The sequence below is a fragment of the Nonomuraea sp. NPDC026600 genome, assembly GCF_040638335.1.
GTDB lineage: Bacteria > Actinomycetota > Actinomycetes > Streptosporangiales > Streptosporangiaceae > Nonomuraea.
On sequence record NZ_JBEZYD010000069.1, the window covers coordinates 13,200 to 36,792 of the forward strand.

At 68.6% G+C, this 23,593-nt stretch carries 27 protein-coding genes; 7 read left to right on the plus strand and 20 right to left on the minus strand.

All coding sequences use genetic code 11. The features are described from left to right. Nucleotides 1-251: 251 nt before the first annotated feature. Together AB0F17_RS64165 and AB0F17_RS64170 are read right to left on the minus strand one after the other, a co-directional pair. On the minus strand, nt 252-869 hold the full coding sequence (locus AB0F17_RS64165; protein ID WP_358046740.1) for a TetR/AcrR family transcriptional regulator: 618 nt from the start codon (nt 867-869) through the stop codon (nt 252-254). Further along, a complete protein-coding gene (locus AB0F17_RS64170; RefSeq protein WP_358046743.1) occupies nt 866-2,419 on the minus strand; it encodes an FAD-dependent oxidoreductase in 1,554 nt (517 codons plus the stop codon). The genes AB0F17_RS64165 and AB0F17_RS64170 overlap by 4 nt, the downstream gene beginning before the upstream one ends. Nucleotides 2,420-2,854: 435 nt before the next feature. Between AB0F17_RS64170 and AB0F17_RS64175 the strand changes: the two genes are divergently transcribed. The 3 genes from AB0F17_RS64175 to AB0F17_RS64185 all read left to right on the plus strand — a co-directional run bounded on the left by AB0F17_RS64175 (nt 2,855) and on the right by AB0F17_RS64185 (nt 5,512). Continuing rightward, nucleotides 2,855-3,691, plus strand: coding sequence for an alpha/beta fold hydrolase (locus tag AB0F17_RS64175; protein ID WP_358046746.1), 837 nt, complete (start codon nt 2,855-2,857; stop codon nt 3,689-3,691). A gap of 140 nt (nt 3,692-3,831) precedes the next feature. Next, nucleotides 3,832-4,740 carry an ABC transporter ATP-binding protein gene (locus AB0F17_RS64180; RefSeq protein WP_358046749.1) on the plus strand — a complete coding sequence of 303 codons (909 nt, stop codon included), beginning with the start codon at nt 3,832-3,834 and terminating at the stop codon, nt 4,738-4,740. Further along, nucleotides 4,733-5,512, plus strand: coding sequence for an ABC transporter permease (locus AB0F17_RS64185; protein WP_358046752.1), 780 nt, complete (start codon nt 4,733-4,735; stop codon nt 5,510-5,512). Before AB0F17_RS64180 ends, AB0F17_RS64185 begins: the two co-directional genes overlap by 8 nt. A 254-nt stretch (nt 5,513-5,766) precedes the next feature. Here AB0F17_RS64185 and AB0F17_RS64190 read toward each other — a convergent pair whose 3' ends face one another. From AB0F17_RS64190 to AB0F17_RS64245, 12 genes are all read right to left on the minus strand, one after another. Then, complete coding sequence (locus tag AB0F17_RS64190) at nt 5,767-7,941, minus strand: FtsK/SpoIIIE domain-containing protein (protein ID WP_358046755.1); 2,175 nt, start codon at nt 7,939-7,941, stop codon at nt 5,767-5,769. Further along, entirely contained in the window at nt 7,938-8,237 is a 300-nt protein-coding gene (locus AB0F17_RS64195; protein ID WP_358046758.1) for a hypothetical protein, read from the minus strand. Before AB0F17_RS64195 ends, AB0F17_RS64190 begins: the two co-directional genes overlap by 4 nt. Beyond that, nucleotides 8,237-9,121: a DUF2637 domain-containing protein gene (locus AB0F17_RS64200; RefSeq protein ID WP_358046761.1), complete on the minus strand. Its 885-nt coding sequence runs from the start codon at nt 9,119-9,121 to the stop codon at nt 8,237-8,239. The genes AB0F17_RS64195 and AB0F17_RS64200 overlap by 1 nt, the downstream gene beginning before the upstream one ends. A 696-nt stretch (nt 9,122-9,817) precedes the next feature. After that, entirely contained in the window at nt 9,818-10,597 is a 780-nt protein-coding gene (locus AB0F17_RS64205) for a hypothetical protein (RefSeq protein WP_358046764.1), read from the minus strand. Between the two features lie 196 nt (nt 10,598-10,793). Beyond that, nucleotides 10,794-12,092 (minus strand): site-specific integrase, encoded by a 1,299-nt coding sequence (locus AB0F17_RS64210; protein WP_358046767.1) that lies wholly within the window; start codon nt 12,090-12,092, stop codon nt 10,794-10,796. Further along, nucleotides 12,092-12,274 (minus strand): helix-turn-helix domain-containing protein, encoded by a 183-nt coding sequence (locus tag AB0F17_RS64215; RefSeq protein WP_358046770.1) that lies wholly within the window; start codon nt 12,272-12,274, stop codon nt 12,092-12,094. Before AB0F17_RS64215 ends, AB0F17_RS64210 begins: the two co-directional genes overlap by 1 nt. Beyond that, a complete protein-coding gene (locus AB0F17_RS64220; protein ID WP_358046773.1) occupies nt 12,264-13,640 on the minus strand; it encodes a replication initiator in 1,377 nt (458 codons plus the stop codon). The genes AB0F17_RS64215 and AB0F17_RS64220 overlap by 11 nt, the downstream gene beginning before the upstream one ends. 213 nt (nt 13,641-13,853) lie before the next feature. Continuing rightward, a complete protein-coding gene (locus AB0F17_RS64225) occupies nt 13,854-14,015 on the minus strand; it encodes a hypothetical protein (protein WP_358046775.1) in 162 nt (53 codons plus the stop codon). Between the two features lie 15 nt (nt 14,016-14,030). Beyond that, complete coding sequence (locus AB0F17_RS64230) at nt 14,031-14,372, minus strand: hypothetical protein (protein ID WP_358046778.1); 342 nt, start codon at nt 14,370-14,372, stop codon at nt 14,031-14,033. Nucleotides 14,373-14,393: 21 nt separating this feature from the next. Next, nucleotides 14,394-15,056, minus strand: a complete 663-nt coding sequence (locus tag AB0F17_RS64235) for a DUF2637 domain-containing protein (RefSeq protein WP_358046781.1) — start codon at nt 15,054-15,056, stop codon at nt 14,394-14,396. A gap of 23 nt (nt 15,057-15,079) precedes the next feature. Next, on the minus strand, nt 15,080-16,399 hold the full coding sequence (locus AB0F17_RS64240; protein ID WP_358046784.1) for an FtsK/SpoIIIE domain-containing protein: 1,320 nt from the start codon (nt 16,397-16,399) through the stop codon (nt 15,080-15,082). Continuing rightward, nucleotides 16,392-16,721, minus strand: coding sequence for a hypothetical protein (locus AB0F17_RS64245; protein ID WP_358046787.1), 330 nt, complete (start codon nt 16,719-16,721; stop codon nt 16,392-16,394). Before AB0F17_RS64245 ends, AB0F17_RS64240 begins: the two co-directional genes overlap by 8 nt. An 85-nt stretch (nt 16,722-16,806) precedes the next feature. Here AB0F17_RS64245 and AB0F17_RS64250 point away from each other — a divergent pair, with 85 nt between their 5' ends. Continuing rightward, the gene (locus AB0F17_RS64250) at nt 16,807-17,193 is read left to right on the plus strand and encodes a winged helix-turn-helix domain-containing protein (protein WP_358046790.1); all 387 of its coding nucleotides are present in this window, start codon (nt 16,807-16,809) and stop codon (nt 17,191-17,193) included. Here the strand turns inward: AB0F17_RS64250 and AB0F17_RS64255 are convergent. Then, nucleotides 17,153-17,338 (minus strand): hypothetical protein, encoded by a 186-nt coding sequence (locus AB0F17_RS64255; RefSeq protein WP_358046793.1) that lies wholly within the window; start codon nt 17,336-17,338, stop codon nt 17,153-17,155. The genes AB0F17_RS64250 and AB0F17_RS64255 overlap by 41 nt on opposite strands. Further along, entirely contained in the window at nt 17,335-17,541 is a 207-nt protein-coding gene (locus tag AB0F17_RS64260) for a hypothetical protein (RefSeq protein WP_358046795.1), read from the minus strand. The genes AB0F17_RS64255 and AB0F17_RS64260 overlap by 4 nt, the downstream gene beginning before the upstream one ends. 147 nt (nt 17,542-17,688) lie before the next feature. Between AB0F17_RS64260 and AB0F17_RS64265 the strand changes: the two genes are divergently transcribed. Then, a complete protein-coding gene (locus AB0F17_RS64265; protein WP_358046797.1) occupies nt 17,689-18,429 on the plus strand; it encodes an XRE family transcriptional regulator in 741 nt (246 codons plus the stop codon). Between the two features lie 3 nt (nt 18,430-18,432). After that, a complete protein-coding gene (locus tag AB0F17_RS64270; protein ID WP_358046800.1) occupies nt 18,433-18,909 on the plus strand; it encodes an NUDIX domain-containing protein in 477 nt (158 codons plus the stop codon). On the opposite strand, the gene AB0F17_RS64275 is transcribed toward AB0F17_RS64270, so the two are convergent. From AB0F17_RS64275 to AB0F17_RS64285, 3 genes are all read right to left on the minus strand, one after another. Then, nucleotides 18,877-19,443 carry an HD domain-containing protein gene (locus AB0F17_RS64275; RefSeq protein ID WP_358046803.1) on the minus strand — a complete coding sequence of 189 codons (567 nt, stop codon included), beginning with the start codon at nt 19,441-19,443 and terminating at the stop codon, nt 18,877-18,879. The genes AB0F17_RS64270 and AB0F17_RS64275 overlap by 33 nt on opposite strands. Before the next feature lie 98 nt (nt 19,444-19,541). Continuing rightward, nucleotides 19,542-20,015 (minus strand): GntR family transcriptional regulator, encoded by a 474-nt coding sequence (locus AB0F17_RS64280; RefSeq protein WP_358046806.1) that lies wholly within the window; start codon nt 20,013-20,015, stop codon nt 19,542-19,544. Further along, nucleotides 19,999-20,352: a hypothetical protein gene (locus tag AB0F17_RS64285; protein WP_358046809.1), complete on the minus strand. Its 354-nt coding sequence runs from the start codon at nt 20,350-20,352 to the stop codon at nt 19,999-20,001. Before AB0F17_RS64285 ends, AB0F17_RS64280 begins: the two co-directional genes overlap by 17 nt. A 155-nt stretch (nt 20,353-20,507) precedes the next feature. Here AB0F17_RS64285 and AB0F17_RS64290 point away from each other — a divergent pair, with 155 nt between their 5' ends. Continuing rightward, complete coding sequence (locus AB0F17_RS64290) at nt 20,508-21,242, plus strand: XRE family transcriptional regulator (RefSeq protein WP_358046812.1); 735 nt, start codon at nt 20,508-20,510, stop codon at nt 21,240-21,242. Between the two features lie 71 nt (nt 21,243-21,313). On the opposite strand, the gene AB0F17_RS64295 is transcribed toward AB0F17_RS64290, so the two are convergent. Then, entirely contained in the window at nt 21,314-23,179 is a 1,866-nt protein-coding gene (locus AB0F17_RS64295) for an IS481 family transposase (protein WP_358046824.1), read from the minus strand. Nucleotides 23,180-23,593 lie beyond the last annotated feature (414 nt).

Sequence of the window (23,593 nt, forward strand, 5' to 3'; positions counted from 1 at the left end):
GTGCCGGTCATCACCGTGGCGAACCTGCGATGCGGCCCCACTCGGGTCCGAATGATGATGAGCCCAACAGCAGCTGAAGGGTGAGGAAGGCAGTCGTGAGCGACGATCTTCCCGGGGGGGCCGACGATCGCTGTCCGTGCCTGGACATCAACCCGCCGGACGAGGTCGCCGGGCCCATGAAGCACCCGTGGCGATGGGCGAGGCCCGCGATCCGCTTCAGCGGCCTTGACCTTGGTATGCCGTGCCGGTGGTCATGGGCCGTGGTGAGCGGGTGGGTAGAGCCCGGCCTGGCGGTAGACGGAGGTGAGGTAGCGCAGCATCTCGGCGGCGTCCGGCGGGTCGGGCTGCAGGACGCGGTAGGTGACCGCGCCGGCCATCATGTCGATCAGCACGTCCAGGTCGGTGTCCGGGGCCAGGATGCCGTCGGCCTGGGCGCGCTGGAGCATCGTGGCGGCCAGCTTGCGGCGGGGCACGATGTAGTGCCTCCAGTACACGGCCATCAGCGAAGGGTGGCTCACGGCAGAGCCCATGATGCGGGCGACCAGTGCGCGAAAGGCGGGGCTCGCGGCGGTCTCGGCCGCCGCGGGCAGGACGCGTTCGACGATGTCGCGCAGCGGCAGAGCGTAGACATCAGCGGCCGAGGGGGTGACCTCGGCCGCGACCCACTGCTCGATGGCCTGGGCGATCAGGTCCTCCTTGGTGCTCCAGCGGCGGTAGACGGTCGGCTTGCCCACCCCGGCGCGTTTGGCGACCTGCTCGATGCTGATGCCCTCGACGCCGCGCTCCACGAACAACTCCAGCGCGGCATTCAAGATCGCGGTGTCGGTCTGGGGGTCGCGCGGGCGTCCGCGTCCCCGGACGGCGCTCACGCGAGGACTCCATCCAGCCAGCGGGCCAGCCAGCGGGTGATGTCGGCGGGGCCGCCCTTGCAAGCCAGGTGAGCGTCCGGGCGTACGAGCAAGGCGGGCCCCACGGCGGTGCCGTCGGTGGGACCGGCCGCGTGGAGCCTGACCACCCGGTCGCCGAGCCGCTGCCGGGCCGCCTCGAAGGCGGCGTCGCACTCGATGTCGTCGCCGAGCACGGCCCACCTGCCGCGCAGCTCGGCGTGCAACCGTGTCCGGCTGCCGTCAGGGCGCTGGCAGGCCAGGTCGCCGATGCGGTCGCCGGGGCGGGGTTTGCGGCCGCGCCCACCGAGCGGCCCAATGCGCGGCCTGCCGAGCGGGCCGCGCCGGTAGCTCACCCACAGCTGCGAGGTGGTGTAGGTGGTCCAGCGCTGGATCCACTTCTGGTTGAACACCCGCACCAGCACCTGGTCGCGCAGGAACCGGCCGAGCGGGCTGCCCGCGATGTTGACCTTGGTGGCGGCGGTGCTGCCGCGCAGCACGGCGGTGGCCAGTGGGCGGCGTTCGGCCTGGTAGGTGTCGAGCAGGCGCTCCGCGGCCGCGCTCTCGGCGACGCCGTGGATGACCAGGGCGAGCTTCCAGGCGAGGTTCTCGGCGTCGCCGAGCCCGGTGAGCATGCCCTGCCCGCCGAACGGGGCGTGCACGTGAGCGGCGTCGCCGGCCAGCAGGACGCGCCGGTCGCGGTAGGCGTCGGCCAGGCGGCGGTGCACGCTGAACAGCGATGCCCAGGTGACGTCGTGCAGGCGGATGCCGGGCAGGCCGGTGCGGGCAGGCAGGATGCGCCGCATGCGCTCGGCGATCTCCTCCTCGCTCGGCTTGTCGGCCGAGAAGGCGGCGTCGTAGGCGAGCAGCCGCCACTGCTCGCCCGGCATCGGCATCGCGCCGAGCACGCCGTCGGGGTGCGTCCAGCCGCTGGTGCCCGAACGGTCCAGGCCAGAGCCTGAGCCGGGGTCGAGGCGGCCGTCGACCAGCAGGAACCGTTCGCTGACCTTGACGCCGGGAAAGCCGATGCCGGCCAGCTTGCGCACCGCGCTGGCGCTCCCGTCGCAGCCTGCCAGCCAGCCTGCCCGGACGGTCCGGCCGTCGCCCAGCATCGCGGTGACCCCGTCCGCGTCCTGCTGGAATCCGGCTAGTGCCGCGCCCCATTCCGGCCGGCCGCCCAGGTCGGCTAGCCGCTCGCGCAGGTGCGCCTCGACGCGCGCCTGGGAGATCACCATCGGCGGGGCGGCGGTGCCCAGGCCCGGGTCGCCGAACCGGATCCGCAGCATCGGACGGTCACCGGCATAGGTGGTGATCGTCATCGCCCGTACCGACTCCTCGGGGAGGTTGCCGAGGGCGTCCAGGCGGTCCAGCACTTCCGAGCCGCGGGCGTGCACGAAGTTCGCCCTCGACGTTGTCGCCGGGCCGGCGGCTTTGTCGATCACGCGGACCGTGACGCCGTGCTGCAGCAGCGCGCACGCCAGCGCGAGGCCGACCGGGCCCGCACCCACCACCAGGACATCAGTCTCCGCTTCCATGGTTCCGGCCTCCTATTTATTAACGAAACGGGATCGTAAACATATTGTGCTCCTTGACGTCGTTCTGGTCCAGGGGGAACGGCGATCGCAGCACCGCAACTGGTGGCAGGTGACCCCTTATGCGGTCAGAGACCGGTCATGCCGCAGAACACGGGACTGGGTGAACGAATGGGGTCGAGGGGGAGGGAAGTGTGTTCCCCTCGACAGGTGAAGCCGTTGTACGGTGAACCTGGTGCGCCGGGAAGTCTGGTCGGCAAAAGGTCCGATACGACGACCCCGGAGACGCAGATGAGCGGTATCCCGCGACAGCACCGTGCAGACCAGACCACAGACGCCACTGCGTCGCGAACGGGCCGGCGTCCACGTCGGCTCACCCCCGCGGGAGAGCGGGATCTGAGCCTGGCCCGCGTTGGGGCGCAGACGGTGGAGTACCGGATGCACGGCGAGGGCCCCGGCACGGTCCTGGTCTTCCACGGTGGCCACATGCGGGCGCAGCTGGCCTTGGGCGAGGACGTCTTCACCGATGCGGGATTGCGGGTGCTCATTCCCTCGCGTCCCGGCTACGGGCGTACACCCCTAACGGGGGCGCCGACCGGGGCTGCCACCGTGGCGGACTTCACCGACGCCATCGCGCGGCTGTGCCGGAGTCTGGGAGTCGATCAGGTCGCCGCGGTGGTCGGCATCTCCGCCGGCGGACGTACCGCGCTGACCATGGCGGCCCGCCATCCAGAGCTGGTGCGGCGGGTGATTCTGCAAAGCTCGGTCGGTTTCCTGCCCTGGCCCGACCAGCGCACCCGCCTCGGCGGAGGCATCGTGTTCCACCCCAGGGTCGAAGCCGTCACCTGGGCGCTGGTGCGCACGGCGATCCGCTTCGCGCCGGGGCCGGTCTTGCGGCTGCTTACCCGCGACCTGTCCCTGCTGCCCGTCGGCCAGGTGCTGGCGCAGCTGAGCGCCGCCGACCGCGCCACGCTGACTGACCTGTACACCTCGATGCGCTCGGGCCGCGGCTTCGTCACCGACATGCTCCCGGTGGCCGACTGCACCGCCCACATCAGCCAGCCCGCCCTGATCATCGCCACCCGCAACGACCGCTCAGTGCCCTTCGCCCACGCCCAATCCCTGACCGCGGCGCTCCCACGGGCCGAACTGGTGGAAAGCCGCGCCGACAGCCACATGATCTGGTTCGCCCCCGACTATCCCGCCATCGCCGCCCAGATACGCGCCTTCCTCCTCACCGACCACCACACCGCTGACGGGCACGTGAACGCCTGACGCGGCACCGCGGTCGGCCGGCGACAGCAATCGCCGGCAGTAGTCGCCGGCAGTAGTCGCCGGCCAGGCTTCCGGCACACCTGCCGGGCAAGCCATCACGAAACGTCAACATCGGGCACGCAAGAACAGGCGGGGGAGCGATGCCAGTCATCGAGGTCGACGGGCTCGTCAAGCGCTACCGCGACGTCACCGCGGTCGACGACGTCAGCCTGCACGTCGAGCAGGGGCAGATCTACGCCCTGCTCGGCCTCAACGGCGCCGGCAAGACCACGCTGATCCGCATGCTGCTCGGCATGATCACCCCCACCGCCGGATCGGTAAGCGTGCTGGGCGCCGCCGTGACGGCCGGTGCCCGCTCGGCCTGGGCCCGCACCGGCTACCTGGTCGAGGCGCCCGTCGCCTACCCCGAGCTGACCGTACGGGAGAACCTGGAGCTCGTACGCCGGCTGCGCCGCCTGCCCGGAGGCACCGACGAGGTCATCGAACGCCTGGCCCTGGCCCCGTACGCTGAGCGCCGCGCCCGCACCCTGTCCCTGGGCAACCTGCAACGCCTGGCTCTGGCCAAAGCCCTCATCCACGCACCCGACCTGCTGATCCTGGACGAGCCAGTCAACGGCCTGGACCCCGCCGGCGTCGTGGAGATCCGCACCCTGCTGGCCGGCCTGGCCCACCAGCACGGCACCACCGTGCTGCTGTCCAGCCACCTGCTGGCCGAGGTAGCCCGCCTGGCCACCCGCATCGGCATCCTCCACCATGGGCGGCTGCTCGCCGAGCAACACGCCGACCAGCTGGACCAGCACCGGCGCCGCCACCTCCACCTGGGCACCCGCGACGACACCGCCGCCGAGCGGGTATTGCAGGCCCACGGCTACCATCCCCACCCGGCCCCCGGCGGCGGGCTGCAGCTCACCGATGAGCACGCCCTGGCCCGGCCCGACCAGGTGGCCACCGTCCTGGTCCAGGCCGGCGTCCCGCCGACCCGGCTCCTGACCGAGGAAGAGGATCTGGAAGCCTACTTCCTGCGCATCGTCGGAGCCGACCATGGGTGAGGCACTGTGGGCGGAACTGCTGAAGATCCGGCGCAGCCGCCTGCCCTGGCTCACCACGCTGGCCTTCACCATCGTCGCTGTGGTGTGCGGGATGTTTATGTTCATCCTCGCCGACCCCGCCCGCGCCCGTGCGCTCGGCCTGCTCGGCGACAAGGCCCAGCTGTCCGGCGCGAGCGCCGACTGGCCCGGCTATCTGGCCCTGCTGGCCCAGGCCGTCGGCGTGGGCGGCCTGCTCATCTACGGCATCACGGCCATCTGGCTGTTCGGCCGCGAATTCAGCGACCGCACCGCCACCGACCTGCTCGCTCTGCCCACCTCCCGCATCGCCATCGTCGCCGCCAAGTTCACCCTCGCCACCCTCTGGGCACTCATCTTGGCCCTCTGGATGTGCTTGCTCGGGCTGCTCATCGGCACCGTGCTCGGCCTGCCTGGCTGGAGCGCCGCCATCGCGGTGCACGGCCTGACCCGGATCCTGATCACCGGCGCGCTCTCGGCCGTACTGACCACCCCGCTCGCGCTGGCCGCCAGCATCGGCCGCGGCTACCTGCCCGCCGTGGCCGTCATGTTCGTCATCGTGTTCACCGCCCAGGTGATCGCCGCCCTCGGCTACGGCGCCTACTTCCCCTGGTCGGTCCCCGCCCTGTACGCAGGTCTCGCCGGCCCCGATCAGGACCCGCCCGGAGCGCTGGGCATCGTGCTGGTGCTGGCCACCGCAACGGCCGGGGTGCTCATGACCATCGCGTGGTGGCGCCGGGCCGACCACACTCGCTGACCCGGCGGCCAGGACCAACGCTCCTCGCGTTTACCTCCCCACCCAGCGTTGGCCTTCCAGGTGGGAGGAGCCTCGCCTGTGCCGCGCAAGATCCCTGAAATAGGGAAGTTCTAGCGGGTGCGCCCGCTAGGTCTAGCGGCTCCGCTAGCGGAAGAACAACGTGCTGACCTGCGGCCTAGCGTTCTAGCGTCCATAGGCGAACGCCCCCGGATGGGCTCCAGGGACGTTCCTCCAAGTGGCGTGGGCCGCTAGGACTAGACCTTGTGCTTGTCCAGCGCCTCGGCCACGTCGGCGCGGTTGAAGCCCTTCCGGTTGCGGCCCTTACCGGCGGCGTCGCGGCCCCACGTGTCCTCCGTCCTGACCCCGTACTCCTTAAGGCGGGCGGTCAGCGTGGCGGTCTTGGCGTCGTCTTCGAGGTCCGCCCACTGGCCGTAGGCGTCCGGCCGGTAGTCCGCCAGACGGCCCACGACCGTGCTGTTCCACAGCTTCTCCTCCTTGACGGTGGTCACGGTCATGATGTCGGTGAGCAGGTCGTACGAGGCCCGCTTAGCCGGTTCCTGGCCGATCGCCTGACCGGACAACGTTCCGGCCGCCTCACGAAGCTGGTGGGCGCGTTCGGCGATCAGCTCCGACGTGGGCCCATCCAGGTAGGCCGACCGGACGATGAGCGGGTCTTCGGCGATGCCGACCGCCCAGGAGATGCCCTTGTCGTTGAGGGTGAACATAGTGGCTTTGACCCCGGCCTGGTGCAGGCCGGTGCCGAGGATCATGTCGTTCTCCTGCCAGCCCATCACCCGCAGGCAGATGCGGATGCCCGCGTTCGCGCTGATGGCCTTGGGCAGGCTGTCCTTGTCCGGGCGCTGGGTGGCCAGGATGAGGATGATGCCCAGGGCGGGGCCGCGCTTGATGATCGCGGTGGCGTACTTGGCGGCCTCCTGCCCGTACTCGTCGTCGGCGAACAACTCCTGGCACTCGTCGACGGCGATCACCATCGGGTGCAGCCCCAGGTCCTTGCGGGCCGCCAGCTCGGGCGTGACCTTGAACTCGGGCGCCTGGTGGCGTGGCAGGCCGTCGATGACCTGGGCCCGCCGGTCGAGCTCGACGTACACCTCGGTCAGTGAGGCGACGCACGCGGCTTTGGCCGCGTCGGTGGCGCCCTTGGCGTAGTGGTGGGCGACCTTCTCCAGCGCTGACAGGTCGCCGGTGCCTTTCAGCTCGAACAGCCGCAGCTCGGCCAGCGGGTCGAGCGCGCAGGCCAGCAGCAGCACCCGCAGCGCGAACGTCTTGCCGTAGCGCGGCATCGAGCCGATGAGCACGTTGGCGAACATGAGCAGGACCTTGATCGGGCGGCCCCGCTGGTCGCTGCCGTAGGGGATCGGGTCGAACAGGCTGACCTGTCCGGACTTGAGCAGCGGCCAGGCGGGCTGCCTGGCCTTGCGCATCTCCTGATCGCCCACCCACAGCACCAGACGCCCAGGATGCTCCTCCGAGACGGGTTCGGGCCAGACGCAGCCCAGCGCGCGCCGCAGACCGGAGGCGAGTTTGTCGCGCTTGTCGAGCACCTCCGACACGGTCACGCCGAGCGGGAGATCGACCTCGGCCCGCCAGCCAGGCCCGTCCCGCATGATCGGGGCGGGGAAGGTGATGCCGCGCCCGCTTTTGCCGAGCGCCTGGTTGATGGCCGCGATGCCGAGCGAGCCGAGCGCATCCAGTACCTGGTCACTGGTGAGCTTGCGCACACGGGAGGGAATGACCGCCCGGTCCAGCAGCGGCTTATCGGCGGGGGAGCCGATCATGCCCAGCCCGCCGATGAGCACACCGAGGATCGCCCAGTGGATCCAGGTCGGTGCGGCCACGGCGACGAAGATGCCGACCAGGACCAGCGTGATCGCGCCGACCAGGAGCGTCCACAGGCGCGCCTTGACCCGGTCGTCGCGCTGCCGAGACAGCGCCAGGTACTCAGCGGCCTCCTCCTTCGTGGCCGCTGCCCGGCGGACCGGGCGGCCTTCCAGGTCGAACAGCCAGCCCACCAGCGCCACCAGCAGCCGACAGGCGCCGGCCGGGGAGCGGGCCGCGAGCTTGGCGGCGTACTTCGGGGTGCGCAGTACGTGATACGCCAGCACGTAGCCGGTGTGCTCGGCCTGCCACTTCAGTACCTGGAGGGCATCGGCCCGCGACTTCAACCACACCGGGACCAGCGGCGACCGCTCCTGTCGACGCGCGGCCAGCTCGGCGATCAGGTCCACCGGGTCGGGCTTATACGGCTGATCGACCAGGACGACGTTGCCCTCAAGGACGTCGTCGTTATCGCCCGGAGCCCCCTGCGTCGGCTTCTCCGCAGGGGCGGCGATGGCGTTCTCGGGAGCGTGCGGCGTGGCCTCGTCCTGGAGGGTGATCACCAGGTCGTCGTGCGTGTCTGTAGCGGTCACGCCTTCACCTCCGTCCGAGTGATCAGCGATCCGAGAATCTCGGTGTGCACGGCGAGCGCCTCGACGAAGACCCGTACTGCCTTCACAGCGTGCCCGGCGAGGCGGCACACGTCCGCCAGGATGAGCAGCACCACCACCACGACGACGCGAACCACCATGAAGGCCATGCGGCCCCAACCGGCGCGGCGGGCGGCCACCCACATCTGTCCGGCAGTCTGGGCGTCCACGGTCGCCTCGCGGGTGGCGCACAGGAGGAACAGGAACAGGCAGATGACGGGGATCAGGAGGTCGGTCATCACGCGGCCTCCGCCTCGCTCGAACCAACCGGCTGCGAGCCGTCCAGCGGCGGCGCAGCGGTCACTGCGTCGGTCGTCTCCGAGGCGTCCGGCTCGGGGGCCTGGGATCGCTCCTTGTCCACCTCGGCGATGATCTCCTCGGCCTCGCGCTGCTCCAGTCCCCACCGGCTCATGAGCGGTCGGCGGCCGACTCGCTGCTTGCCCTCGGTGAGGCTGTCCAGGTAGGTGAGCCGTGCCGCCTCGTACCGGTCGCTAGGCAGCACCGGCACTACGCGTTCCATCTCGACGAGGGTCTCGGCGGGCTGGCACGCGTGCTCTTCCGCAGGCACCTCGGTGGCAGGGCCTCGGGTGTTCCGCACGATCCACATGAGGAGTTCGTAGGCGCAAGCGAACGCCAATGGTGCCAGGGCGCTGACCAGGCGCGATCCGAGTCCCCCGGACCAGCCGTGCGCCACGTTCGCCGCGAGGGTGACGGCGCCTCCGAGGCTGAGCGCGACCCACGCCAGAACTGGCACACGGATCTTGCGGCGCGAGCAGTAGACCATCACCAGCGAGGCCATCACGATCACGCCGTCGGACATCGCCGGGTAGAGCACGGCCATGTCGTGCCGCTCTCCGAGAACGATCGCCAGGCCGTAGAAGTGGTGGTACGAGACGTAGGCCGCAGCAGCGGCGACGGCTAGGAGAACGGCTACCGCGAAGCCGAGGATTACCCGGTCTCCGAGGCGGCCCGTGCCGGTGCCGGTCGAGTGCGCAGTAACCGGCACGACGGCAGCGCTGCGGGCGCGGAACGGGTTGATGGAGAAGCGATGGGCACGCTCGGGCGGAACCGCGTCAATGTGGTTCGCTCCCGCAGCGATCAGGGGTGTGGAAGGGTGGCTCATGGCCTGGCTCCTGGGTTGATCAGGTTGCTGGGTCGTAGGCCGGGGTTCGGTGATTGGGTCACCGAGCCTCGGCCGCCTTGCTGCACTGGCCGGGGCCAGCGAGGTCGTCCGTTGAGGGTTGACTTCCGGGGTTTCCGGACTTTTCCGGCCACCTCTACGCGCGTACGCGCGAGGTCAGCCGCTGCGGAGGGGGAGCGGTGATGCCGAAGGGCTTCAAGGGACCCATGAGGCCCTGTGGGCCGCTGGGAAGCCGCCGAAGCGCACACGTGAAGGCTGAGGCTGAGAAGACTCTCTGAGCCCGTCTCCGCGCCCCTCGGTGGCTTGTGGGGGCATTCGCGGCGACGGCTGGAATGGCACTCTTTCCCTGGTGAAAGGGCGAATCCGCTGTAGCTCCCGCTGTAGCAGTGGCTGTAGCAACCGGCGGGAGTCCACCCCCGTTCGCCGGAGTCCACACCACGCCGTATCCAGGGGAAACGAACCCCCGCATACCTAGGCAAACCCCCTGCCCGAGACTACGGATCAGAAGGTTGGGGTTTCGAGTACCTCCGGCCGCACAGCATGTCAAAGGCCCTCTGGGATCATCCCGGAGGGCCTTTTTCGTGGCCGTACAGCAGCGTTGTACAGCTACGCAGCCGCATGGAGATGGTCTCCTACGACATCGGCAGGTCGTGTCCTCCGAGCCGCCGGCAATCCTGCTCACACGTCGCCAAGACCCTCCTGTAGGCGGCGGACCCAGTCTGCCGGGAAGACCTGCTTCAGCCGCTCCTTGCTGGTCTCCAGCAGCCCCTCTTTCGCCAAGGGAAGCAGGGCGCCGTCTCGTACGGCCTTGTGCTTCTCGGGGGCCGGGCAAATCAGGACAGCGAGGATCCGGCACGTCCGTTGGAGCTCCTCGATCCCGGTAGGTTTGATCATCTTCTTGATGGGAGCCCACGCCGCTTGTACGGCAACGCGCACCAGTGCTTCAGGAAGAAGCCCACGACGGTCGGCTTCCCGAGACTGCATGATGACCGTTGTCACGTACTCAGGTATTTGGTCTATAGCTTCCGAGAACTTCTCGATAGCCTCGGCTGAGGTCGCGAGGATATCGCACCATAGGTGATCATTGAGTCGTTTTCTGGCGTCTCGTGGATTACTGCCGCCGAACCTCTCATCCAGCTCTTTGATCACAGTGTCGACAAGGATGTCGCCGACTTTCTGGATGTTTTCGATGGTCTTGGGATTCTCGGACAGCCAGTCTGCGAGATCGACTTTGGCGGTGTCTGTGGCGGCTTGTCTCGCCTTGGAGGGCTTTCGTGGCCCACTGGGAGGTAGCGCTCTCGTCCATCTGACGTTGCAGCGGTCTCTCGCCTCCCGGCGAGCGGTGGGAGAAGGGTCGCGGGCCAGCTTGAGGCTGCCAGTCCAGCCATGCTGCGCCCCGCCGCACGCACATCTGCAGGAGTGCCCTTCGGCGCTTTCGCAATTTGTCGGGTGCGCCATACGTCCTCCGATGCGTTCGACACGAAAGCGGGACCAGCGCCTGTCGGAAGCCCTATTTCTTTAAATCACAAATAACGAATGGCGAAATGGCTGCCGTGGCCAGGTCGGCATGTCTCTTTGGTTACGAGAAGAGATCGTTTACGCATAAAGACCCTTTGGGTTAGCCCAAAGGGTCTTTATGGTGACGCAAGATTAGTTACGCTCCGTTTGAGCGGTCGAGACTTTGGTCCAGCCGGTCAAGCGCCTTACGGGTCTCGGGGCTCGGGATCTGGGTGTAGACGTCCATGGTCATGGAGATCTGCGAGTGACGCAGGATGCGCATGGCCACGCGTGGGTGGACGTCGAGGGCGGCCAGGAGTGAGGCGCAGGTGTGGCGGGTGTCGTGAACGCGGATGCGTGGGACGCCCGCGTTGCGGCAGTGGGTTTCGAAGGCGCGGTTGAAGTTCCGCGGTTCGATCGGTGTGCCGGTTCGGGTGGTGAACGTCAGGTCTGAGGGGTTCCACCTGTCTCCGGCTGCCTTGCATGCCTCTTCCTGGACGCGCTGACGGTGCCGGAGCGCCGAGACGCAGAGGCCGAACAGGGGGAGGGATGCTGTCGAGTCGTCGGTCTTGGTCGTTTCGCGGTGGAGAAGCTGGCCGCCGACTCTGGTGAGCTGGCGGGAGATCCAGAGCTGTTCGCCGCCAAGGTCTACGCAGTCCCAGGCCAGGCCGAGGACTTCCCCACGACGCAAGCCCAGGACGAGGATGAGTACGTAGGCCGCGTAGAGCGGGTCGTCGACCTCTCGTAGGTGTTCGAGGAACTTGCGAGCCTCGTCGACCGTCCATACCGCGTGCTGGCGCTTCTTCTTGGTCTTGCTGGCGCTCGGCAGTGTGGTGAGCGATGCGACGTTCTTCGAGGTCAGTTCCTCCCGCAGGGCATGGCCGAGGGCGGAGCGTAGGACGCGACGGATGCCCGCGATGGTGCTGCGGGACGGGTAGCCCTTGCAGCACTTGCCGAGCGAGCAGCACCGCCGCTTGTGTTCGGGCCGTTTGTGGTCCTTCTTCTGATCGCAGCAGGTGCAGAGGGTGGGCAGGGTGTTCAGCCAGGTCTGTACGTCGCGGACGGTCAGCTTGTCCAGGCGCTTCGTGCCCAGGCCGGGGATGATGTAGAGCCGGACGAGTGGCTCATAGGCGACGTAGGTTGTCGGTTCCCGGTTGGGTTTGATCACTTCTTCCAGCCAGCGGGACAAGAAGACCGCCACGGTGGGGTTCTTCGTCGGCACTGGCCCCTTACGGGACTGCTCGTGCAGTTGGAGCCACTTCTCGTGGGTCTCCTCGCGGGTCTTGCCGTACGCCCACTTGCGGGTCTTCTTGCCCTCGGGCGTGGTGACCCAGACGTAGCCTGCCCAGCCGTTCTTGTAGGGGAAGATCGAGCCCTCGTTGTTGGCGCGGGTACGGCGGCCTTGGCGGGGGCGCTTGGGCTCTTCAGGAGAGGCGAGTGCGGTCTTGGTGGGCATCAGGCGGCCTCCTCGCAGAGCCAGGTCACGTAGTCGTTGAGGGCAGTTGCAGGGATGCGGCGGCAGCGGACGCCGACGACGACGGAGCCGAGTTCGCCGGAGCGGATGAGGTTGTAGAGGGTCCAGCGGCTGACCTTCAGGGCGGCCATGGCCTGCTGGACGGTGAGCAGCTCACAGGTCATGTAGGCCGCCTGACTGCGTTCCAGAGAGGGCGGCGGCGAGGAGTTGGTCTCCGGCGGAGTGGCCTTTGCCTGCGTACTCCCATTCGCTGATCACGAGGACGGTGTCCTCGTCGAAGAGGGGGAGGCGTCCGTGGGTGACCTCTTCGGTGTGAACGAAGCGCTCTCTGGCTGCTCGGAGTTCGCCGAGGGTGGTGGAGTAGCGGCGGGAGCGGGTGGAGAAGTGGCCGCGGAAGCCGAGCATGTGGGCCCAGTCCATGAGCCGGAGTTCGGCGAGTTCTTCGAGTGCGCCGAAGTGCATGCAGGTGGTGATGAGGCGGCGGGCGTGGTCGCGCAGGTTGAAGGACTCCAGGTTGTCGAGGGGGTTGATGCGGCGGTCGAGGGTGCCGACGCATTCGGCGGCTTTGGTGGCGTACTTGGAGATGTAGCCGGCGACGGCTTGTTCGGTGAGGTCGCCGTCGAGGGTGATGGGGCGGATGTCGAGCTGATTGCCCCAGCGCAGCACTCGTGCGGGTTGATCGCCGTGGGCTGGGACGGTGGCGGAGACGGCTCTTGCCGCATGGTGAACGGCTTGGGTCAGGGCGTCGGTGGTGGCCCAGGCCGGGGGCAGAAATGCCGGGCCGGTGGGGCCGTCGAGGCGGATGACGGCGTGGAAGTGGACGACGCCGCGTCGCTGGTATTCGGCGACCTTGGCGAAGGAGAGGGTCAGGTGGTGGCGGAGGTCTTTGAGGGCCAGGCCGCCGAGTTTGGCGAGGTGGCGGCGGAGGGAGTCGGCGAAGCGCTTCCACAGCAGTGGGGCCAGGGCGTTGAACAGGACGGAGCCGGTGTAGTCGTAGCAGTCGGGGCAGAGCGGTTCGCCGAGGCGGGGATCGTCTGTGTGGTGTCGTTCTGTGCAGGCCATGACGCGGCCGTGTGGGCAGGTCTCGGCGTTGCGGCGGGCGTGGCAGGGCAGGACCTTGCCGTTCTTGTCCTTGCGGGCGTGGACGGTTCCGAAGGACGGGGCGGTCAGGGTGACGAAGAGCGTCGGGTGGGTGGTGACGGTCTCGGGGACGCCTTTGCCGCCGATGAGGCCGGCGCGGATGAGGTGGTAGGTGTCGGAGCGGTAGGTCTCGGCGCAGGCGGGGCAGCGGGAGGCGCGGCGGGTCTTGCACGGCACCCGCAGCACGCCGTCGGGCTCGGTGCGAGTGGTGTAGCGGTGCAGGAGCCCGCCGGTGGCGCGGTCCCAATGTTCGACCTTGCCGCGTAGGTGGATGGGCTGTCGGCAGCCTCCGGCGCGGTGGATTTGAGCGGCCCAGCGGTCGTAGTCGGGGTGGTTGAGCCGGGCGATCATGCCCGCTTTTGCGTGCGCGGTGGCGTGGGTTGTGGGCAAGATGGAGACCTCCTTTCGCTCGTTCGGGTGGAGGGATGGCCCCCGACCTGGCGTGTGTCTTGGCGGATGTACGGCCAGGCCGGGGGCGCTGCGCTAGGCGCCGTGGTTGTCGATGCCGGTGCCGTCGCAGTCGCGGCAGCGGTCGCGGTCGTTGTCGAGGCCGCTCCCGTTGCAGGTGCAGCAGTGGTAACGGACCACTTCGATCAAGGCCGGTCACCCCCTTTCGCGCGGCGTGGTGGTGAGGTAGATGCGCCAGTAGCAGGGATTGGCGCGGTTGGGGTAGAGCCGTGAAGCGGCGATGACGGTGAAGTACAGGCGCAGGTGGAGCAGAGCGTCGATGACTTCGGTGCGGGTTCCTTCGAGGCGAATGCGCATGATCGTCTCCCCTGGTCAGGCGGCGGGTGCCGGGTCGGGCTGAATGCAGCCGTGATAACTGGTTTCGGCGACATGGCGGGCGCGGGCTGCGGCGGAGATGGCCACGGCTCGGTACTCGACGGGGCCGAAGAAGACGGAGGTGGCGTAGTGGCCGTAGGGGGAGTCTTCGTAGTCGATGGGGGAGCCGACGCGGGCGGCGATCTGGTCGATCTCGGCGCACTGGTCGGCGTCGCTGTCCTGGCGTGAGAAGTGGTGCAGGGTGAGGCTCGGGGACACGGGCAGGTCGGGGTGGTCCTCCAGGAAGGCGGCCAGGTCGAGTAGTCCGTTGATGAGGGCCCTGTGGTGGTCGCTGGTCATGGGCAGAGGTCTCCCTTCTGGTCAGGCGGTTCGCAGGGTGCGGAGCAGATCGGAGGCGAGCTGGTTGGACACGCCCAGGTGGGCGCGCAGGGCGTCGCGGGTGATCGGCCTGCCGTGTTTGGTGTGGTGTTCGTCGGCGACGCGGCGGGCGTAGTCGACGAGTGCGGGGGCGAGGTCGCCGTCCTGGTCGTCCTGTCTGTCGTCCTCGGCCGAGTCGTCGTGCGGGACGAGTTCGGGGACCGGATACGAAGCGAGGACGGGCGAGGACGACGACGCCGAAGCCGCGGACGGTTCGGGACGAGGACGAGCGGCGCGACGTTCAAGCATCGAGATGGCGATGAGGAACGCTGCGGCGGGGGTGGCGGCGGTGATCCAGCCCCAAGCGGTCGGGGCGGCCTGTTGCAGGTTGGCGGCCAGGGACAGGACGATGCCGCCGGTCAGGACGAGGACGGGCCAGGAGATGGGGCCGCGCCGGTTCTTGCCGGTCTTCTTGTCGCGTTGGCGTTCGCGGGCGGCCATGACGCAGGTCAGGTCGACGCAGATGGCTACGGCCCAGGCCATCCAGCCGGTCTGGCCGTGCTCGGTGGCGGTTTCGCGGATGTGGGTGAACGATCCGGCACCCGCGATGGCGGCCAGGACGAGGACCGGGCCGGTGTCGAGCAGCCAGCAGGCCAAGCGTCGCATCGTCGCACCCTCCTTTGCTGTGGTCAGGCGTTGGCGGGTTCGGGTAGGTGGGCGGTGATGTCGTCCCAGGACGGGGCGAGGGGGGCGTGGGTGCGGGCGGCGTGTTCGGCGGTGGCCTCGGTGACGTAGAAGGAGCGGGCGCGGTACCACTGGCCGTCTTGGCCGGCGACGATGGCGACGCCGGGTGTTTCGGCGGCGATAGCGCGGGCCGATGCGAGGGCGGCCGGGTCGAGGTCGCCGAGGGTCATGGTCGCGGTCTCGGGATCGTTGACCCGGTGGCAGATCCGTCCGGAGCACTGGGCGCGTAGGGCGGTGACGCCGGGTCCGAGGTCGGAGCCGATGCGTTGGCCGCAGCAGAACAGGTAGATGCCGAACGCCCGGCCGAGCTGGGCGACCCGCAGCAGCGCGGTCGAGGTCTTGGCGATCTCGTCTTTCTCGGACTTGTCGGCCATCAGGTAGAGCTCGGCCAGCTCGTCGACCAGGACCACGACCGGCACTGGGCGCAGGGCGGGCGGGAGTTGCCAGATGTTGCGGGCAGCAGCCTGACGGCACAGGCCCATCCGGTCGATCATCAGGCCGACGAGGTCGCACAGCAGCGTGACCGACTCGGCGCGGTTGGTGGCCAGCGCCGACAGGCGCGGCGCGTAGGGGGTGAACTCGACGCCGCCCTTGAGGTCGAAGCCGACCAGCGCCACGGGCTGTGGGGCCAGGCCGACGATGAGTGCGTTGGCGAGGTTGGACTTGCCGGACTGGGTGGCGCCCGCGTTCAGCCAGTGCGGCACTGTCCGGAAGTCGATTACCCAGGGTCGGCCGGTCTCCAGACGCCCCACGGTCACCTTGAGCAGGTCCGGCGACGGCGGCAGCTCGTCGACCTTGACCAGCGGGTCACGCATGGTCGCCATCAGCACGACCCGGCCGGGCCGAGGCGAGGAGACCCGGACGGCGTGCACGCCCCAGGAGTGGGCGAGGCGTTCGGCGGCGTCGGCGTAGTCGCCGGGTGTCTGGCCTTCCAGGGTGTGCAGGGTGACGCGCCAGCCGTACCGGGTCGGCAGCGGTAGCCACATGAAGGGTTTGGTGTCGACAGCGACCCGCTGGAAGCGACGGCGGACCTTGACCAGGCCGGTGGAGGCGATCGCGCCGGGCACGGTGGTGAACCACCAACGCTGCCGCTTCTTGGTCAGGCCGCAGCCGAGCGCGACCCGCCGCCAGGACGCGCGGACCGAGGCGGCGGTGAGCGGGAAGCCGAGCGCGAGCCAGAAGGACGGGTAGTGCAGGCGGCGCCAGGCCCACAGCCCGGCCGCCGTGGCGGCCAGGACTGCGAGCAGGACGTGCGCGTCAGACATCGGCTGCCTCCCGCACGGGCAGCAGGGCCGAGGCGCGGTAGGCGATGCCCCACCGGCCGGCGATCTCCCACACGTAGCCGAGCAGGCCAACTGCGGTGACCTGGTCGCCGGTGGTGATGGGCGGCTCTCCGGTGGTGCCGATCTTGACGAGTTCGATCCGGCCGAACTCGTCTTCGACCGACACGGTGACCTCATAGACGGTGTTGCCGTTCTTGTCGGTCTTGATCTCGCCGGTGTCGCGGTTGAGGACGCGCGGGCGCGGGGCCTTGACGCAGGTGATGGCGAGCTTGCTGACATCCACGGGGATCGGGACGGAACGCATGAGCGGTGACCTCCTTATTCGTCTTAGCCAACATAGTTAACCTAGTTGGCTCGGTTGTCAATGTTGGCGTGGCCGACTTGGTGTGATGAGATGGACGGTGATGGTCAAGCACACCGGGCGGGCCGGCTATCTCCAGATCGCCGACGATCTGCGCGCGCAGATCCGCGGCGGCTCCCTCGCGCCCGGAACTCCGCTGCCGTCCACGGCCCAGCTCGCCGAGCAGTACGACGCGTCGCTGTCGGTGGTGAAGATGGCCGTCGGCATCCTGCGTAACGAGGGCCTGGTGATCGGGCAGCAGGGCAAGGGCGTCTTCGTCAGCGACCCCGACGAGGCGCCCGCCGCCGAGGGGGACGTGGCGGGTGAGGTGGCCGAGCTGCGCTCCGCCGTGCAAGATCTGTCGGTACGGCTCGCGCGGGTCGAGGAGCAGTTGGCTACGTCCACGACACGCCGTTCCGGACGTAGCAGCCGGTAACCTTCCGGGCCAGCGACGCCGACACCCCGTCAGGGCGCTGCCGCAGGCTCAGCGCCTTGTCCTCGCGGCGGATGCCGATCAGGACCGTGATGTAGCCCACCAGCAGCGTGACGCCGAGTAGACCGGCGATGATCAGCGCAATCACGTCCAGGTCACCCCCGCCGCGACGAGGCCGCGAGGGGCGCGCGGGGGACGGCGGGTCTCGCCGCGCTGCCGGCCGTTCTTCCGCTTGCCCGTCCGCCTCTTGACCCAGCGCTCACGAGCCAGGCACTTGCGGCACCGGGTCTGGCCTTCCTCCGGGCATGCGCCGCACTCGCAGGTGGGGTCGGGGTAGATCTCGTCGGTCATGTGATCACCTCTCCTTCCGGTCGCTGTTCTTGCTTGCGAACCGAGAATGCGACGGAGAGTCAGGACGAGATCACTACACGACCGGACATGTTCAAGACGTCCGGCCTACGATGGCCAGGTCCCCGGACGTCCCACGGAGCGGGTGAGATGGCGAACGAACGGCTACGTGCGGCCCTTCTGCAGAAAGGCGTGAACATCGCCGATCTGGCCGAGGCGATCGAGGTCGACCCCAAGACCGTTGAGCGGTGGGTCACCAAGGGGCGTGAGCCGTACCGAAAGCACCGGTTTGCTGCGGCTTCTTACCTGGGTGTGGACGAGGCGTACCTGTGGCCGGACGCGCTCACGCGTGAGCAGGTCGCCGCAGCGTCGGGGAGCGAGGTCATCGCGATCTATCCGCACCGCTGGGCCGTACCCCGGGACATCTGGGGACGGCTGTTCTCGTCGGCGTCCCAGGAGATCGGCGTGCTGGTCTACAGCGGCTTGTTCCTCGCCGATGACGGGGGCATGGTGCGTCTGTTCGCCGACAAGGCTCGCGCCGGGGTGAAGGTGCGCGTCCTGCTCGGCGATCCCGACTCCGCCGAGGTCGCCCAGCGGGGGAGCGACGAAGGCGTGGGGGAGAGCATGGCCGCGCAGATCCGCAGCGCTCTGGTCTTCTACCGGCCGATCACCGGCCTGGACAACGTCGAGATCAGGTTGCACCACACGGTGCTGTACAACTCGATCTACCGCGCCGACGACGAGTACCTGATCAACACGCACGTGTACGGCACCCGCGCCGGCAACGCGCCGGTCCTGCATCTGCGCCGGGTGGCCGGAGGGGACATGGTGGCGACCTACGCCGAGAGCTACGAAAAGGTATGGGCGCAGGCTAGGCCGGTAGAGTCCTGAAGCATGGCCCGGCGGATCGACTTCCATCACGACCCCGACGCGCCCGCGGCCAACAGCCTGGTCCCGTCGGTGAACGTCATCGTCACCAACGAGCGCGGCGAAGTGCTGATGATCCAGCGCTCCGACAACGACAACTGGGCTGTGCCCGGTGGGGCCATCGACCTGGGCGAGTCGCTGCCTCAGGCCGCAGTACGGGAGACGCTGGAGGAGACCGGCATCCGGTGTGAGATCACCGGCCTGGTCGGCACCTACACCGATCCCGGACACGTGATCCTCTACACCTCCAACGGCGAGGCCCGTCAGGAGTTCTCCATCGTCTTGACCGGCCGCGTGATCTCCGGTTTCCCGGCCCCGAGCACGGAATCTCGTGAGGTGCGGTGGGTGCCCCGCGATGAGGTCGCATCGTTGCCGATGGCAGCCTCGATGCGGATGCGGATCGAGCACTACCTATCCGATGCCGATCTGCCCTACATCGGATAGCGCGGCCTCCACTGCGCGGACCGATGACACGATGCAGGGCGTGGCGGCGGCGATCGACCGGCTGACGACATGGTCGGCCCCGTAGCGGGAGTGGATCTCCGCCAGCCGGTCGCGCACGTCCAGGTGCCGGCCGTCCGGGTCGGTGGTCATGTCGCAGTAGGTCAGCGCCTTGGTCAGATCGGGCCGTTCCTGGTCGAACTCCTTGGCCAGGACGTCGAACAGGTCACGTTGCCGGGCTTCGTTGTCCGCGCACGAGTGGTAGGCCACCAGGCGGCACAGCCGGTCGTCGGCCTCGGCCGTGTCGCGCAGGTAGCGGGCGCCATCGAGCTGGTGCATGCCGGTGTCGACCAAGTCCGGGGCGTAACCGATGTCATGCAGCAGACAGGCGGCGATCAGGGTGTTGGTGTCCGCGCCGAGAATCGAGGTCAGGGTCTCGGCCCGCTCGGCGACTGCCTGGGTATGCGCCCAGCGCCGGGGCAACGCCGTCTGCAGCAGGTCTTTGGCCAGGCCGTACGCCCACTCGATATGTCCCACGTCGTTCACGATAGGCATCAAGCACATGCGGGAATCCAGAGGGCGAGCCTAGACGTCCCTGGACGTCTTCCCATCCTCGCGTTTCAGCGCCGGACGAATCAGAGCCGGACGAAGCGCCCACGCCCGTGCTCGGCCACAACCATCCCTTCGCGTTCCAGGACGGACAGCGCCTGCCGCACCGTGTTGCGCGAGGCCGCGAAGCGTCGCCGTAGCTCGGCCTCGCTGGGCAGCGCGGCACCGGGGGCGAGGTCACCGCGTTCGATCTGCTCGCGCAACTCTCCGGCGATCACCTGATAGCGGTACGGGACCGCCGTACTCTCCCCGGGCACCACGCGGCCCTTGGACGGGACGGTGACCAGGAGCCCTTCGTCCTCCAGGATCGCCAAGGCACGCCGGGCCGTGTTGCGCGCGACCCCAAAGGTCCGGCACAGCTCCGCCTCAGACGGCAGCACACTGCCCGGCCCGAACTCGCCCGACCGGATCCGCTCGCGCAGCCGGTCGGCGATCTGCGGGTAGACCCGACCACCGGTCACCCATCGGCCCGTGACCACCGGGTCAGCCGCGGTAGGCATCGAGGATCTTGTTCAGATCGACGCTAAGGTCACCCTGCTCGCCCTCACGCCACCCCTCCCGAACGGCCCGCTCGATCCGGTCCACGGCGCCGGCCATCTGGAGGAACGACACCCGCTCGTCGTCCTGGTCGCCCCAGTAGAACCAGCAGAACGGCAGGTGCACAAACACCCGCCGCATCCGGCACCGGCTGTCGGTCACATCCTGGGCTGGGCGCCCGTCTGGCGCGACGATGAGCACGGTCGTGACACCCCGGCCGGTGAGCTGCTCGCCGAGCGCGGTCAGCAGCCGCTCCGCGTAGGCCCGCTGCTGCTCCTTGATGGTCTTGCTCGTCTGCACCTTCGTCCTCCCTGACGTCCGTACGGAGTTCGTCGTGTGCGTCGAGATTCGCCCCGCAGTCGGGGGCGAGAACACCGCAACTCGGGGACGTCTAGGGACGTCTGATGTTAACGTCGCAGGGCAGGGTCATCTTGCGAGAGGAGCAGGCCGGTCCCATGAACGACAACCTCTGCTACGCACTGGCCACCGCCCGACTGAACGCCACCGACGTCGCCGCCGCCCTGGCCGTCGACCCCAAGACCGTTAGCCGATGGCTCCAAGGCCGCATCCCCTACCCACGCCACCGCTGGGCCGTCGCCGACCTCCTCCACGTCGACGAAGCGGACCTCTGGCCCGAGATCGCGCCACGTCACCAAGCACTCGCCGACGGCGTACAAGCGATCTACCCACACCGCTGGGCCATACCTCAGCCTGTCTGGCGCAACCTCTTCAACGGAGCCAACGAGGAGATCGGCATCCTCGCCTACAGCGCACTCTTCCTCGCCGAAGACCGCGGACTCCTCGACATCATCACCACCCGCGCCCAGGTCGGCGTCGAGGTCCGCATCCTCCTTGGCGACCCCGAAGGACCGGAAGTGGCCACACGCGGAGCCGACGAAGGGATCGGGGCCACGGTGATGGCAGCAAGGGTCAAGAACGCGCTCACCCTGTACCGAACGCTGCATGGCGTTCAAGGTGTCAAGATCCGAATTCACCGCACAGTGCTCTACAACTCCATCTACCGTGCGGACGATCAGCTTCTCGTCAATGCCCACGCCTACGGCACAACAGCAGCCAACGCACCCGTAATTCACCTACGCCACACCGATGACCGAGGACCTGCAGCCACCTACCTCACCAGCTTCGAACACATCTGGACCACCGCCGTGTCCTACCGCCATTTGCCCTAAGCCACCTGTGGACAGCGTGTCTGGTCTCACTTGATGCTTGACGCTTTGGCATCGGATGATGCTTGACACTCCTAGCCGATCTTTCTCTTCTTAGTATGCGCCTGGGACTTGATTCGGGTGATCTCCTGGGTGGTGGTTCGGGGCACGACGCGGATGGGTTCGCCGTTGTCGTGCACGGTGATGTGGGTGTCGTCCACGGTCACGTCCAGGATCTTGCGGGCGTGGATCCGGCCGACCTGGATCTTCTGGCCGACGATCTGGAAGTGTCCGCGGCTGCAGACCACCCGCTGGACGGTGACGGGCTCGGTCGAAGCGCCGGGCGGTGGTCCGGCGGGGCGGGCGTTGCGCAGGGTGACGCATTCGGCGAGCGGGAGCGGGCAGGGCACGGCGCGCAGCAGCAGGCGTTGCTCGTCCATGACGCGGGCGGTGATGCCGTCCAGGCGCACGATGACGCGGCGGCCGGCCAGGTGGGCGCCGATGCACAGGGCCCGGCCGGCCAGGCTGATGGTGCCGATCGAGCTGACCTGCCGATCCACCTCGACGGCGCTCGCCTCGATCGCGGGCTCGGGGACGGGATCGGCCGGTGCCGGGCGGGCCTGTCCCGAGGCGAGGAGTGCGGCCAGGTCCTTGACGGTCAGCCGGGAGGCCACGCTCTTGAGCCGGCCACCGCCGGTGGTGAACACGTGCAGCCGCCGGGTGCTGATCCACAAGGTGATCGGCATGCCCGCCCGGTCGGGGCCGAGCCAGACCTGCTGGCCACCGATCGACAGGTTCCCCGACTCCGGGACGATCCGATCGACCTCGATCGCCTGGCGCGTCAGGGGATCGACCGGTGCCGTCAGGACGGGCTGGGGCCGTGGAGGCTGGTCAGGTTGGGCGGTGGACGGGACCGGGAGATCTGGCAGTGCGGCGGCGGGAGGGGCCTCAGGAGCAACGCCAGGAGCAACGTCGGCAGCGGGAGCGGGCACCGTGGTCAGGCCGGCGGGCAGGTGCAGCGGTAGTTCCTGCTCGGCCCGGTGCTGGCCGGGGCTGCGCTCGGCGAAGAACCGGTCGGCGGGGAAGGCCATGTCCAGCGCCTGATGCGGGCGGGCGGTGTTGTAGTGCTCGGCGAACGCGTCGATCTCGGCCTGGGCGGCCTCGAGCGAGGCGAAGGGCAGCGCCTCGGTCAGCAGTTCGCGGCGCACGCTTTGATGGAAGCGTTCGATCTTCCCGGTGGTGGTCGGGGTGCGCGGCGGGGTGTGACGCAGTGTGATGCCGTTCTGTCGGCAGATGCGCTCGAACAGCACCTCGCCTGCCTTCGGTCCGCCGAAGCGGCCGGTGAACTGTTTGCCGTTGTCGGTCAGTATCTCCAGCGGCACCCCGTAGGCGCGCATCGCTGCGGCGAACGCGGCGCACACCATCCGCCCGGTCGAGCGGGCCACCACCGAGGCGATCACGCAGAACCGGGAATGATCGTCCACCCCGGTGATCAGCTTGGCTTCGCTGCCGTCGGCCAGCAGCAGCCCGCCCATGATGTCCATCTGCCACAGCTGCATCGGCTCGGGCCGTTCCCAGCGGCGGTAATCTTCGCGCTTACGCCGCCGCGTCACCGGGTTGATCAGGTTGTTGCGCACCAGCACCCGGTAGATGCTCGCCCGCGACGGCAGCGGTTCCACCTTGCGTCGTCCGAGTTCCCACAACAGGGTTCGTGGTCCCCACCGCGGATGAGCGCGCCGCAGCTCACAGATCAACGCCTCGATCGCGGCCGGGGTCTGCATCGGATGCGCCTTCGGTCGATGCGACCGATCGGCCAGCGCGGCCAGGCCGCCGTCCTGATACCGGCGAACCCAGGTATGCACCGACTGCCGCGAGATCCCATACCGGTCGGCCACGTCGGTGACCTTCGCTCCCGACAACACCTCGATCACCGCGTGATAGCGCTGTTCCACGACGCTCAACTCCACCAATGCCACCTGAGCCTCCCCCGAAGCGCCGATAACGCCACGAGCAGGCACAGAAGACGATCAAGGTGTCAAGCATCAAGCGAGGCCAGAGTGTCAACCATCAAGCGAGACAGGACACACCTGTGGACAGCGCAGAAAGCAACTTATCTACACGTCATCAAGGGCAGCCCGCCTCCGCGGCCTGCCGCGCGTCGGGCGGTCGCTGGCCGCGCTGCGGCTCTTCGGCCGGTCGCGACCAGCGTCGCCCCACGCAGATATGTCGCCCGCATGGACTGGCATGTGAGGTCGTGGGCGCCTCCAGCGGATCTAGACACAATGCCGTTAAGTTAAGCCGCTGATGGGAGTTCTTCGAGTTTGATCGTTGGCGGGCTGGCGTGGGTGATGCTGACGTCAGCGGGACGTTTGACC